Annotated in this window: 14 protein-coding genes; 9 read left to right on the forward strand and 5 right to left on the reverse strand. The window is 72.0% G+C overall.

From position 1 onward, the window contains the following. The first annotated feature begins 2 nt into the window (after positions 1–2). A complete protein-coding gene (locus tag E4P39_RS05120) occupies positions 3–263 on the forward strand; it encodes a VOC family protein (RefSeq protein WP_209306357.1) in 261 nt (86 codons plus the stop codon). A gap of 76 nt (positions 264–339) precedes the next feature. Here the strand turns inward: E4P39_RS05120 and E4P39_RS05125 are convergent, their stop codons facing one another. The 5 genes from E4P39_RS05125 to E4P39_RS05145 all read right to left on the reverse strand — a co-directional run bounded on the left by E4P39_RS05125 (position 340) and on the right by E4P39_RS05145 (position 6362). After that, a complete protein-coding gene (locus E4P39_RS05125; protein ID WP_135135326.1) occupies positions 340–1101 on the reverse strand; it encodes a DivIVA domain-containing protein in 762 nt (253 codons plus the stop codon). Continuing rightward, positions 1098–2237 carry a globin domain-containing protein gene (locus E4P39_RS05130; RefSeq protein ID WP_135135327.1) on the reverse strand — a complete coding sequence of 380 codons (1140 nt, stop codon included), beginning with the start codon at positions 2235–2237 and terminating at the stop codon, positions 1098–1100. The genes E4P39_RS05125 and E4P39_RS05130 overlap by 4 nt, the downstream gene beginning before the upstream one ends. 77 nt (positions 2238–2314) lie before the next feature. Beyond that, positions 2315–3562 carry a globin domain-containing protein gene (locus E4P39_RS05135; RefSeq protein WP_135135328.1) on the reverse strand — a complete coding sequence of 416 codons (1248 nt, stop codon included), beginning with the start codon at positions 3560–3562 and terminating at the stop codon, positions 2315–2317. 173 nt (positions 3563–3735) lie between these two features. Beyond that, positions 3736–4737, reverse strand: coding sequence for a YihY/virulence factor BrkB family protein (locus E4P39_RS05140; protein WP_135135329.1), 1002 nt, complete (start codon positions 4735–4737; stop codon positions 3736–3738). 122 nt (positions 4738–4859) lie between these two features. Then, complete coding sequence (locus tag E4P39_RS05145) at positions 4860–6362, reverse strand: helix-turn-helix domain-containing protein (RefSeq protein ID WP_245159649.1); 1503 nt, start codon at positions 6360–6362, stop codon at positions 4860–4862. Between the two features lie 212 nt (positions 6363–6574). On the opposite strand from E4P39_RS05145, the gene E4P39_RS05150 reads away from it, so the two are divergent. The 8 genes from E4P39_RS05150 (at position 6575) to E4P39_RS05185 (ending at position 12634) form a co-directional block, all read left to right on the forward strand. Continuing rightward, on the forward strand, positions 6575–7618 hold the full coding sequence (locus E4P39_RS05150; RefSeq protein WP_135135331.1) for an amidohydrolase family protein: 1044 nt from the start codon (positions 6575–6577) through the stop codon (positions 7616–7618). A gap of 11 nt (positions 7619–7629) precedes the next feature. Next, positions 7630–8400: an iron-sulfur cluster assembly protein gene (locus E4P39_RS05155; RefSeq protein WP_135135332.1), complete on the forward strand. Its 771-nt coding sequence runs from the start codon at positions 7630–7632 to the stop codon at positions 8398–8400. Then, on the forward strand, positions 8397–9422 hold the full coding sequence (locus tag E4P39_RS05160) for an NAD(P)-dependent alcohol dehydrogenase (protein ID WP_135135333.1): 1026 nt from the start codon (positions 8397–8399) through the stop codon (positions 9420–9422). Before E4P39_RS05155 ends, E4P39_RS05160 begins: the two co-directional genes overlap by 4 nt. 11 nt (positions 9423–9433) lie before the next feature. Continuing rightward, positions 9434–9766 (forward strand): putative quinol monooxygenase, encoded by a 333-nt coding sequence (locus tag E4P39_RS05165; protein WP_135135334.1) that lies wholly within the window; start codon positions 9434–9436, stop codon positions 9764–9766. Positions 9767–9827: 61 nt separating this feature from the next. Continuing rightward, positions 9828–10148, forward strand: coding sequence for a putative quinol monooxygenase (locus tag E4P39_RS05170; RefSeq protein WP_135135335.1), 321 nt, complete (start codon positions 9828–9830; stop codon positions 10146–10148). A gap of 121 nt (positions 10149–10269) precedes the next feature. Next, positions 10270–10611, forward strand: coding sequence for a hydrogenase maturation nickel metallochaperone HypA (locus E4P39_RS05175; protein ID WP_135135336.1), 342 nt, complete (start codon positions 10270–10272; stop codon positions 10609–10611). Between the two features lie 164 nt (positions 10612–10775). Continuing rightward, complete coding sequence (gene hypB, locus E4P39_RS05180) at positions 10776–11423, forward strand: hydrogenase nickel incorporation protein HypB (protein WP_245159650.1); 648 nt, start codon at positions 10776–10778, stop codon at positions 11421–11423. 143 nt (positions 11424–11566) lie between these two features. Further along, positions 11567–12634 carry a hydrogenase expression protein HypE gene (locus tag E4P39_RS05185; RefSeq protein WP_135135338.1) on the forward strand — a complete coding sequence of 356 codons (1068 nt, stop codon included), beginning with the start codon at positions 11567–11569 and terminating at the stop codon, positions 12632–12634. The last annotated feature ends 1 nt before the right edge of the window (position 12635 follow it).

Here is a 12635-nt window from a genome sequence, read left to right on the forward strand (position 1 = left end):
GTGTGCCCCGCCGTCATCTCGGCGCGTGCGACGAGGCCGCCTCGTTCGTCCGGCGGCAGCTGGAGAAGGGGCAGGACGGCGGGCTCGGGCTCACCGTCGACGACTGCCGGAAGACCTTCGAGGAGTTGTCGGCCAAGGGCGTGGAGGTCCTGCAGGAGCCCGCCGACCGGCCGTACGGCGTCGAGGCGGTGATGCGCGACGTCTCCGGCAACTGGCTGGTCCTCGTGGAGCCCCGAGCGTTCAGCCCCGCCGACTTCTCCTGAGTCCTCCCGTCGGGGGCCGCCCGCCGGCGGCCGGGCGGGACGGCGATCTCCCTCGCTGCCCCGCCCGGTCCCCGCCTCACGGAGCGGAACGGGACCCGGCGGTGGCCGGCGAGCCCTCCTGCTCCTCCGACGCCCCCGGCGCCTCGGCCGCCGTGTTCCCGTAGAAGGTGGCCGCCGAGTCGTCCGGCGCGTCGCGGGACGACCGCTGCGCTGGGGCGCGAGCGGGCTGCTGCGGCAGCAGGGCGGGGTCGGCCCGGCCCCACTCCTTCTCGACGTCGCTGAGCAGGGCCTCCAGGTAGGAGCGCAGCTGCACCCTGCACGCCTGGCCGAACGCCTTGAGGTAGGCGACCTGCTCCTCGAGCTCCTCCATGCTGCGGGCCCCGGCGTCGGCTCCGGCCATGCCGACCGTCATCTTGGCGGCCGCCTCCTGGGCCGCCTGGATGATCGCGCCGGCGTTCTCCCGCGCCTGCCGGACCTCCTCCTCGTACACGGCGCGGGCCTCGCTGGTCATCTGCCTGCTGAACTCCTCCGCCTCCGCGACGTAGGCGTCCGCCGTCTGCTGGGCGGAGGACAGGATGCGCACCGCCTGCTCGCTCGGCGCCACGGGCACGGGGGTGCCCTCGACGTGGGCCCGGAGCGCGCGCACCTCGTCGCGCAGCTGTGCCTTCTCGGCGATGTGCCGGGCGAGCTCCTCGGCCACCCGGCTCATGACGCGGTCCACCTCGGTGTCGACGTAGCCCGGGCGGAGCATGGAGGCGCGGGTGAACCGCAGCTCGTGGAGGTCGGCCGGGTTGAGTCCGCGATCGTCGTTCCCGGGCTCGTTCGGTGCGCTGGTCATTCGGTCACCTCTCCGTCAAGACTGGGCCCCGGTCGGCTGGGGGCAAAGACCTCGCTGTGAATGCGCCTGCTCGGCACGCCGTGCTCCCGGAGCCGGGAGACGGTGTCGTCCACCATCACTCCGGGGCCTGCGACGTAGACCTCCCGGCTGAGCCACGGCCCGTGCCGCATGACGACGTCGCCCACGTCCCCGTGCTCCAGCGACGAGAGCTTGTCCTCCGAGACGGCGAGGGTGACGCTCAGCCAGGGGTTCTCCTGCTCCAGCCGCCGCAGGTCCGCCCGATCGTAGTGGTGGTCGTCGTTGCGGGCTCCCACGAACAGGTCGACCCGCCGGGCCGGGCCGCGGCGGCTGACCTGGTCGATCAGCGCCTTCAGCGGTGCCAGGCCCATGCCGCCGGCGATGAGGAGGAGGTCGCGGTCGGATTCCGCGTCGAGGGAGATGTGCCCGACGGGCGGGCCGAGACGCAGCACATCGCCCACGCCGACGCGGCGCACCAAGGCGGAACTGACCGGGCCACCGTCGCGGGCCTTGACGTGGATCTCCATCAGGCCGTCCGGACGGGGCGCGTTCGCGGGCGAGTAGTAGCGCCACAGCCGCGGCCGGACGTTCGTCTCCAGGGACAGCGACTGCCCGGCCACGTAGTCGTACTGGGCACGGGGACGTATCCGGAGGACCGCGACGTCGATGGCCCGCGTCTCGTGGGCGACCACGTCGGCGTCCCACCAGGCCGGCTGCTCTGCGGCCTCGTCGGCCGCGGCGGTCATCACCTCGGCGACGAGGGTGTAGGCCTCGGTCCAGTCCTTGGCGAGCTCGGGGCTCCACTGGTCGTCGAAGTGCTCCAGCGTGGCGAGCAGGCTCGCCCCGACGGCCGGGTAGTGCGCCGCCAGGGTGCCGAACTTGCGATGGTCGCGTCCGAGCTGCTGCAGGATCGGCACGAGCGCGTCGAGGTCGTCGACCCGTGCGACGACGTCGCCCAGGGCGCTGAAGAGCCGGTCGCGCTGGTGGGCCATCGAGACCGGGAACATCTGCCGGGTCTCGGGATGGCTCAGGAACAGGTGCGAATAGAAGTACAGCGGGGCCTCGTCCCCGGTGGCAGCGGCCTTGGCGAAGTTCGCCCGCATCGCGGCGATGTCCACGCACGCCTCCTTCCTCGTCTGTGGGTGACCCGCCCGGACCCGAGGGTCCGGGCCGGACGGGTCCGGACAGGTCTGCGTCAGGCGCTGTGCCGGCCGCTCCGCTCGGCGCCCGGGGTCTCCTCCGTGGCGAGGTCCGCCTGCCAGAGGTCGGGCCCGAAGACCTCGTACTGGATGTCGCGGGGATGCACGTCGCGGTCGATCAGCGAGCTGCGGACCGCCTGCATGAAGGGAAGGGGACCGCAGAGGTAATAGGTGGCGTCGTCCGGGAGCTTGACCTCGTCCAGATCCATCACACCCGCGTGCGCCTCCACGGGGAGCGTGCTCTCGGCCCCGCGCTCGTACCAGACGTGGGCCGACCCGCCGGAAAGGGCGCGGAGATCCTCCAGCACCTGGTGCCGCAGGGCGAAGGACGCCTCGTCGACGTCGGCATGCAGGAAGGTGATCGGCAGGTGGGAGCCGGCCGCCGCGAGGTGGGAGAGCATGCCGGCCATCGGGGTGACGCCGATCCCGGCGCTCGCGAACACCGCCGGGCGCGAGTCGTCCAGGACGACGTCGCCGAAGGGCAGTGACATCGTTAGCCGGTCACCGACCGCGACGGTGTCGCACAGGAAATTGGACACCTCGCCGTCCGGCTTGCCCTCGTCGTGGACGCGCTTGACGGAGAACTGCCGGTGCTCACCGTCGTCGGCCTTGGTGAGGCTGTACTGGCGGGGCTGGCGGACGCCGTCGGGCATCGGCACCTGCACGGTCACGTACTGGCCGGGCAGCGAGGTCTTCACCAGGCGGTCGTCGATCCGGCGGACCCGGAACGTCACGACGTCCTCGGTCTCCTGGACCTTCTCGACGACCTCCCAGTCGCGCCACACCGTCTCCGGACGCACCCCCCGGGCGCTGTAGAGCCCGCGCTCCTGGTTGATCAACGCGTAGGCCATCAGCCAGTAGACCTCGTCCCAGGCCGCGGCCACCTCGGGCGTGACCGCGGCGCCGAGCACGTCGACGATCGCCCAGAACAGGTTGTCGTGGACGACGTCGTACTGGGCCGGGGTGATGCCGAGCGACGCGTGCTTGTGCGCGATGCGCGAGAGCAGGTGCTCGGGCAGCTGCTCGGGCACCTTCACCAGGGAGCTGGCGAAGACCGCGACGGATCCGGCGAGCGCCATCTGCTGCGTCTTCTCCGCCTGGTTCCCGCGGTTGAAGACGCCGTCGAGCAGCTCGGGATGTTCGCCGAAGAGGTGTGCGTAGAACCGGGTGGCGATCTCTTCGATGTTGTCGGCGACCACCGGAAGGGTCGCCTCGATCACGGGTCGGGATCGGTCGGAAAGCACGTGGGTCTCCCTTGCCAGTCGACTTGCCCCCCGCTGGCCAGCGGTCACGTTCCGCTCGTCGCTCGCTACCCGTTCTACCGGATCTGAGGCGTGCGGACTGCGCCCGGGCGTGTCGAAGGGCTGGTGGGGCCGGTGCGGAGCGCCGTTCCGGCACGGCCGCCCGCGCCGCCGGCCTACTCCTCGCCCGGATAGGGCGGGGCGCTGTCGGCGACGACGGCACCCCTCCGGCCCAGCGGCTGCTCGGGCCCCACCGTCGAGTCGCGGACGGTCTGGCGCTCCGCCTCGGCGTTGACCGAGGCACCGAGGATGACCAGGAACACCGAGATCCACAGCCAGAACATGCTGATCGCCACGCCGGCCAGGGAACCGTAGGTGGACGCGTAGTTGCCGAGGCTCTGCACGTAGGCGAACAGGCCGATCGAGGTGGCCAGCCAGAGCACCGTGGTGACCATCGCGCCTCCGCTGATCCATCGCCAGCGGGCCTGCTTGCGGTCGGGGGCGAACCGGTAGAGCACCGCGAGAGCCCCGGCCATGACCGCCGCGAGGGCCGGCCAGGCGAGCGTGCTCACGAGGAGGCGCACCGGCTCCGCGGCCCCGTCGGCGGCCCGGGCGACGGCGCCGGCCACGGCGAGAACCGCGCCGAGGAGCAGGGCGCCTCCTAGGACGACGGTGAGCGCGAGCCCCATGCGGCGCAGGAACCCGCGGGTCTCGGTCTCGTGGTAGGCGAGCGTCAGGGCGTCGACCAGGTAGCCGGCGGCGGTCGTCGCCGTCCAGAGGGCGATGACCAGGCCGGTGAGACCGCGGAAGGTGTGCACCTGCGTCGAGGCGGCGGTGATGGTCGTGAGCTGATCGAGGACGAGCGGCTGGAGCTCGGGCGGGAGGCGCCCGGCGACGCTCGCCATCTGCTGCATCGCCTGGGCGGGGGTGTTGACGGCGCCGTACACCGACAGCGCCGTCACCAGCATCGGGGCGATGGACAGGACGGCGAAGAAGGCGATGCCGGCGCTGGCGACCTGGAGCCGGTCGCTCAGGACGTGCCGCCCGGCGCGCCGCAGGATGCGCAGCCACGCCCGGAAGGGGATCCGGTGCGGCGAGATCGCGTCGCTGGACCCGGCGCCGGCGTCCGGGGCCGCCGGCGCGCTGACCGGGGCCGTGCCTTTCCCCGCCACTGCCATGAGCGCTTGTCTTCCCTCGATGTACCCGCGCCAAGCGGTCCTCGCCCTGCGGACATCCGCGCGTGTCGCCCGGCCGGCTCGCCGGTCCGCCCGGACGCCCGGGCAGGAATGGGGGCGGCCGCTCAGGCCGGGGCGCTCGCCGACCGCGACGGGACCGTGATGTCGTACTGCGCGATCTTGCGGTAGAGGGTGGCCCGCCCGATGCCCAGGTCCTCGGCCACGTGCTTGATGGTGGTGTGCGGTTCGGTGAGGCAGCGGATGATCTCGTCCCGCTCCAGCCTCTCCAGGCGGGTCAGCGTGCGCCGCCCGCCGTCCAGGACCTCGGGCGCGAGGTGCTGGACATCGATGACGTCGGCGCGGGATGCGGCGTCGCGGACGATGCGCCGGAGCTGCCGGACGTTCTCCGGCCAGTGGTAGCTGGTCAGGGCGCGGGCCGCACGCGGGGTGAAGCTCAGATCGCGGTGGCGCTCCTCGCGCGCGACGTGGTGGGCAAGCGGCAGGACGTCGTCGGCCCGGTGCCGCAGGGGTGGGGCTTCGACCACGGTGTCGACCAGCCGGGCGAGCTGTTCGGGGATCGCCGTGAAGCCGGCGGCGGTCAGCACGAAGGGCTGGGGGCGGTCGGGCGAGCGGACGGCGTCGAGGGTCCGGACGAGGTCCTCCGCAGCCCAGGCCGGCAGCCGCTCGATGCCGGACACGATGATGCACGCGTCGGCACTGCGCAGTCCCGGCGTCCACAGTTCCAGCCAGGCCGCCACGTCGGGGGCCTCGGGGGCGCGGGCGTGCAGGATCCGCTGCCGGGCGGCGTGCCGCCGGCGGGCGAGGGCCGCCAGGGTCGCCTTTCCCGCGCCCGGCTCACCGACGACGGCCAGGACCCGGCCGGCTGCGGTCGCCGCTGCCGCGTCGCCGACCGCGGCCCGCCAGACCGTGGAGCCGCAGGGATCGCCGGTGGCCGGCGAGAGGTGCCCCCCGACGACGTGGAAGACCTCGCCACGCGGTGCGGGGCGGATGGCGCGCCCGGTCGACCGGACCAGCATCAGCCCGGTCGTCGCCCCCGCCGCCGCCTGCGCGAGGGCGAGCAGGAGCTCGGAGGAGGAGTCGGACCAGGTCGTGAGGTTGATGCTGCCGGCGAGCTCGCCGGACACGGGGTCCAGGACGGGTGCCGCGGCGCAGGTGTAGCCGCGCAGCTCGCTGCAGTAGTGGTCGGCCGCCCGCACGAGCGAGGGAGCGCGGTCGGCCAGGGACAGGCCGAGTCCGTTGGTGCCGGCGTTGCGCTCGGAGTACGAGAACCCAGGTGCGAGGTGGACCCGGTCCAGCGAGGAGCGGATGCCCGGGTCGGTGCACAGCCGGATCAGCACCAGGCCGTCGGAGTCGGCGACCATGAGGCTCACCGGCTCGTTCGCGATCGTCGACTGGAGTCCGGTGAGCACCTGCGAGGCGCACTCGGCGAGCAGCGACCCGGTGTCGACCGAGCCGGTGAACACCGGCAGGACCTCGTCGTGCGGCACGCCGTACTGCTCGCTGCGCCGCCACGACGCCCGCAGCCGGGGCGCGGCCGTCCGCGTGTCCAGATCGGGATCCGCGAGCGTCCCGGGAACGCTGGGCGGGCCCTCGGGGTGATCGTCCACGAGACCGCCCTCCCGAGCAGCGAAGGTCGCGCCTGCCCCGGGCACCGGGCGACGGGGCTGGCGTGTGACCGGCACCATATGCCGCCCTCCGGGGCCGATGGGGCCTCCGGCGTCCCAAAGTGAGACATCCGGACCCTGCTCGGTCGTGCGCAACCGGCCTAGCGTCCGATCCACAGCGTGACCGCTGTCACAACGACCGCTGGGAGGCCGGGATGTACAGCAAGGACGGCGAGAACTACTTCGTCGTGGACGCCCACATCGCGCTGTGGGACGCACGCCCCGACAACCAGAAGAACATCCACGGCAAGCAGTTCATCGACTGCTTCTACGACTACCACCGCAACCTCAGCCCGGAATCCGAGGTCTGGTCCTACGAGGAGTACCTCTACCAGGGCGGCGAGCGTCTGATGCGCGACATGTTCGGCGACGGGGTCGTCGACCACGCGATCTTCCAGCCGGCCCGGCTCGCCGAGTTCTACCACCGTGGCTTCGGCCAGACCGACGAGGCGTCGGCCCTGGCCGCGGCTCATCCCGACAAGCTCACCTACAACCACTACTTCGACCCCCGTGACGGCGAGCGCGGACTCGACCAGCTCCGGGCCGACGCCGAGCGGTTCGGGCTGAAGGGCGTGAAGCTCTACACGGCCGACTGGCACGGGGACTCACGCGGCTGGAAGCTCAGCGACCCGATGGCCTACCGGTACTTCGAGGTCTGCCGCGAACTCGGGATCCGCAACATCCACGTGCACAAGGGCCCGACCATCCGCCCGCTGGACCGGGACGCCTTCGACGTCGCCGACGTCGACCACGCCGCCACCGATTTCACCGACCTGAACTTCGTCGTCGAGCACGTCGGGCTGCCGCGGCTCGAGGACTTCTGCTGGATCGCCACCCAGGAGCCCAACGTCCACGGCGGTCTCGCCGTCGCGATGCCGTTCATCCACACCCGGCCGCGGTACTTCGCCCAGATCATGGGCGAGCTCCTCTACTGGATCGGGGAGGACCGGATCCTCTTCTCGAGCGACTACGCGTTGTGGACGCCGCAGTGGCTGATCCAGAAGTTCGTCGACTTCCAGATCCCCGAGGACCTGACCGAGTACGCGCCGATCGGCACCGACACGAAGAAGAAGGTGCTCGGTCTGAACGCGGCCAAGCTCTACGACATCCCGGTGCCGGCGCACCTGCGGCTGCCCGACGCGGGCGAGACCGAGACCGGGCCCCGTCAGCCGGGCGCCGCCGACCTCGCGATGGCCTGAGGGCCGGCGCGATGGCCGCCGTCCTGACCGACCTCGCCGCCGAGGTCCGTACCGCACTGGGCACCGTCGTCGATCCCGAGCTGGACGAGCCCATCACCGATCTCGGGTTCGTCCGCTCGGTCGCCGTCGACGGGGCCACGGCCGAGGTGCATCTGCGCCTGCCGACGTCGTTCTGCGCGCCGAACTTCGCCTGGCTCATGGTGTCGGATGCGCGCGAGGCCGTGGCCGCCGTCCCCGGGGTGGCCCGGGTGGTCGTCGAGCTCGACGACCACCACGACTCCGACCTCATCAATCGCGGCCTGGCGGCCTCGGCGGGCTACCGCGGCACCTTCGGGCACGAGGCGGAGGACTCGCTCGACGAGCTCCGGGCGACCTTCCAGCGCAAGGCGCACACCGCCGCCATGGAGCGCGCGATCACCGGCCTGCTCCGGTCGGACCGGTCGCGCACCGAGGCCGACGTCCACGACCTGGTCCTGGGCGATCTCCCGCCGGGGACGCCGAGCACGGAGGCGCTGCTGCGCCGCCGGGCCACCCTCGGGCTGCGCGTGGACGCCGACGCCCCGGTGCTCGTGCACGACGACGGGACCCGCCCGGACCGGGCCGACGCGGTGATGCGGCTGCGCATCGCCCGGTCGGTCCGCATCTCGGTCGACGGCAACGCGCACTTCTGCCGCGGCCTCCTGCAGACCCGCTACCCCGGTTCCGAGGCCGACCAGGTGCCGCGGGCCGACGAACGCCCCCTCCTCCCGCTCCTCGTTCCGTCGAAAGGACCGACGTCATGAAGGCCGTCCGCGTGGTCGGGTACCACGAGCCCCTGCAGATGGACGACGTGCCGGCGCCGGAGGTCACCGGCCCGCACGACGTGATCGTGCGGATCGGCGGCGCCGGTGTCTGCCGCACCGACCTGCACATCCTCGAGGGGCAGTGGGCCGAGAAGTCGGGGGTCACGCTCCCGTACACCATCGGGCACGAGAACGCGGGCTGGGTGCACGCCGTCGGCAGCGCGGTCACGAACGTGGCCGAGGGCGACAAGGTCATCCTCCATCCACTGATCACCTGCGGGCTGTGCCGGGCCTGCCGCTTCGGCGACGACGTCCACTGCGAGAACAACGCCTTTCCGGGCATCAGCACCGACGGCGGGTACGCCGAGTACCTCAAGACCTCGGCGCGCAGCGTGGTGCGGATCGACGACACGCTCGAGCCCGCGGACGTGGCGGCGCTCGCCGACGCGGGTCTGACCGCGTACCACGCCGTCGCGAAGGCAGCCCGCAGGCTCCGGGCGGGGGACCGGTGCGTGCTGATCGGCGCCGGCGGGCTCGGGCACATCGGCATCCAGGTGATGGCGGCGCTGTCCCCGGCGGAGATCGTCGTCGTCGACCGGAACCCGGACGCCGTGAAGCTCGCGGTGTCCATCGGGGCGCACCACGGCGTCGTCGCCGACGGCGGTCAGGTCGAGGAGGTCCTCGAGCTCACCGGGGGGAACGGCGCCGAGCAGGTCATCGACTTCGTCGGCGAGGGCGGGTCGACGGCCGAGGGCATCCGGATGACCCGGCGGGCCGGCGACTACCACATCGTCGGCTACGGCGAGGACATCGTCGTGCCGACGATCGACCTCATCTCGACCGAGATCAACATCGTGGGCAACCTGGTCGGCTCCTACAACGACCTGGTCGAGCTCATGGCCCTGGCCGCGCGGCAGAAGGTCACGCTGCACACGGCGAAGTACTCCCTGGACGACTTCCAGTCCGCCCTCGACGACCTCGACGCCGGCCGGGTCCGCGGCCGGGCCATCCTCGTTCCCTGAGAGGTACGCAGATGATCTTCATCGCCGCCAAGTGGCGGATCCGCCCCGACGACGCCGAGGCGTGGCCCGAGATCAGCCGCAGCTTCAGCGAGGCCACCCGCGCCGAGCCCGGGTGCCTGTGGTTCGAGTGGTCCCGGAGTCTCACGGACCCGACCGAGTACGTCCTCGTCGAGGCATTCCGGGACGACGACGCCGCGCGGGCACACGTGACGTCCGAGCACTTCTACACCGCTCAGAAGGAGCTGCCGGCCCACCTCGTCGAGACGCCGAAGATCGTCAACTTCACCGTTCCGCAGGACGACTGGTCGGAGCTGGGCGAGATGGCGGTCGACCGGGCCGGCTGACGGTCACTCCACCGCCGCACCGAACGCCGTTCCGCCGACCCATTCGCGAAGGGACCATCCGATGCCCACACCCACCGACGACCGCCGCGACCTGCTGACCGTCATCGCCTACATGCGCGCAGCTCCCGGCAGGGAGGACGAGCTGCGCCGGGAGCTCGAGGCGCTGGTCGAGCCCACCAGCCAGGAGGCGGGCTACGTCAACTACGACCTGCACGAGTCCGTCGAGCAGCCCGGCACCTTCTTCTTCTACGAGAACTGGGAGTCGGCCGGGCATCTCGACGCCCACCTGGCGACCCCGCACCTCACCCGCTTCGCGAGCATCATGGGCGACCTGCTCGACGAGAAAGGGCTGACGATCAACCGGCTGCGCCGGATCGCCTGAGGAGACGGCGGCGCAGCGGGGGATGGGTACCGCCCGGGGTCGGGCGTAGCGTTTTCGGGCGTAGCGTTTCGGCCCCGGGCGTCTCGGCCCCGGGCGTTTCGGCCCCGGAAGGGCAGGGGCGATGCACGAGCTCGCGATCACCCAGGGCGTGGTGGACGCCGTCACCGAGCGCACCGGCAGCGCACCGGTGGCGGTCGTGCGGGTGCGGGTCGGCCGCCTCGCCGGCGTCGTCCCGGACGCCATGCGGTTCTGCTTCGAGCTCGTCACGGCGGGGACGCCGCTGGAGGGGGCGGAGCTCGAGATCGAGCAGCCGGAGGGGCGGGCGCGCTGCCGCTCCTGCGGGAGGAACTTCGCGCTGCCCGATCCCGTCCTGCTGTGCCGCTGCGGCAGTGCGGACGTCGAGGTGCTGGCCGGACGCGAACTCGGCGTCGCGTCCGTCGTGATGGCCGAACCGGCGGGCTGAGGGAGCGGGACGTGTGCGGAACCTGTGGCTGCGGGGAGGCGGACGTCCGGGTGGAGCTGCTCGCCTTCGGCCCTGATCGAAGCGGTGGCCCTGATCGAAGCCGTGGCCCCGATCAGGAGGAGCCGGCCGGGCACGGGCATCGGCACGAGCCGCTGACCGGAGTCGTGGACATCGAGACGGCCCTGCTCGCCAAGAACGACCACCTGGCCGGGCACAACCGCGCCTGGCTGGCCGAGCGGGGCATCGTCGCGCTCAACCTGATGAGCTCACCGGGTTCCGGCAAGACGTCCCTCCTTGCCCGGACGATCGCCGAGCTGACGCCGAGCCGCCCGGTCTCGGTCATCGAGGGGGATCAGGAGACCCGGATCGACGCCGAGCGGATCCGGAGCACCGGCGCACCCGTCGTCCAGATCAACACCGGCGCGGGCTGCCACCTCGATGCGGACATGCTGGCCCGCGGACTGGCGGAGCTGCGGCCGCCGGACGGTTCGCTGGTCTTCGTCGAGAACGTCGGCAACCTGGTCTGTCCGGCGCTCTTCGACCTCGGCGAGGCCGCCCGGATCGTCGTCGTGTCGGTGACCGAGGGCGAGGACAAGCCGCTCAAGTACCCGCAGATGTTCTCGGTCGCCGACCTCGTCCTGATCAACAAGGTCGACCTGCTGCCCTACGTCGACGTGCAGCTGCCGCGGCTCGTCGCGCACTGCCGGGCGGTGCGGCCCGGCGTCCGTGTGCTGCCGTTGTCGGTGACCACCGGCGAGGGCATGGCGGCGTGGTGTGACTGGCTGCTGACCTGCGACCCTGTCCGGCGCTGACCGCCCGGCTCTCCCTTGACAGCCGGTCGAGGAGGAGCGTAATCACAGGTCAGGCCGCGCACGTGGACCCAGATCCGGTCCAGCGGAAGTCAGGGGTTCTGCCCCCGGCAGGGCCGAGCAGACACCCCGGGAAGCCTGGCGTCATGCCATACGCGCCCACCCGAGAGGCCGAACTCGCCGCCGAACAGGTCCTGATCCACGTGCTGTGGATCAACGCCGGTCTCAGCTGCGACGGCGACTCCGTGGCCCTCACCGGGGCCACCCAGCCCAGCATCGAGGAGATCGCGCTCGGTGCCCTGCCGGGGCTGCCGAAAGTCGCCGTCCACTGGCCGCTGATCGACTTCGAGTGCGGCCCGAACGGCGGCGCGGACGACTTCCTGGAGTGGTTCTTCAAGGCCGACCGCGGGGAGCTCGAGCCGTTCGTGCTGGTCGTCGAGGGGTCCATCCCCAACGAGAAGATCAAGGACGAGGGTTACTGGTGCGGCTTCGGCAACAACCCGGCCACCGGGCAGCCGATGACCACCAGCGAGTGGCTCGACCGGCTGACGCCGAAGGCGACGGCCGTCGTGGCCGTCGGCACGTGCGCCACGTACGGCGGCATCCACGCGATGGCCGGCAACCCCACCGGGGCGATGGGCGTCCCGGACTACCTCGGCTGGGACTGGAAGTCCAAGGCCGGCATCCCGATCGTCTGCGTGCCGGGCTGCCCGATCCAGCCGGACAACCTGTCGGAGACCCTGACCTATCTGCTCTACATGGCCACCGGCCAGGCGCCGATGATCCCGCTCGACGAGGCGCTGCGGCCCACCTGGCTGTTCGGCCGCACCGTGCACGAGGGCTGTGACCGCGCCGGCTACTACGAGCAGGGCGACTTCGCGACCGAGTACGGCTCGCCCAAGTGCATCGTCAAGCTGGGCTGCTGGGGCCCGGTCGTGAAGTGCAACGTGCCCAAGCGGGGCTGGATCAACGGCGTGGGCGGCTGCCCGAACGTGGGCGGGATCTGCATCGGCTGCACCATGCCCGGCTTCCCCGACAAGTTCATGCCGTTCATGGACGAGCCGCCCGGCGGAAAGCTCTCGACGGCGGCCGTCGGCCCGTACGGCGCGGCGATCCGGCGACTGCGCACCATCACGACGCGGACCGTCGACAAGGAACCCAAGTGGCGCAGGCCGGGCCGCGAGCTCGTGACCGGTGCGAAGCGGACCTGGTGAC

Origin of the sequence: Blastococcus sp. CT_GayMR19 (assembly GCF_004570385.1) — a bacterium.
Classification (GTDB): domain Bacteria; phylum Actinomycetota; class Actinomycetes; order Mycobacteriales; family Geodermatophilaceae; genus Blastococcus_B.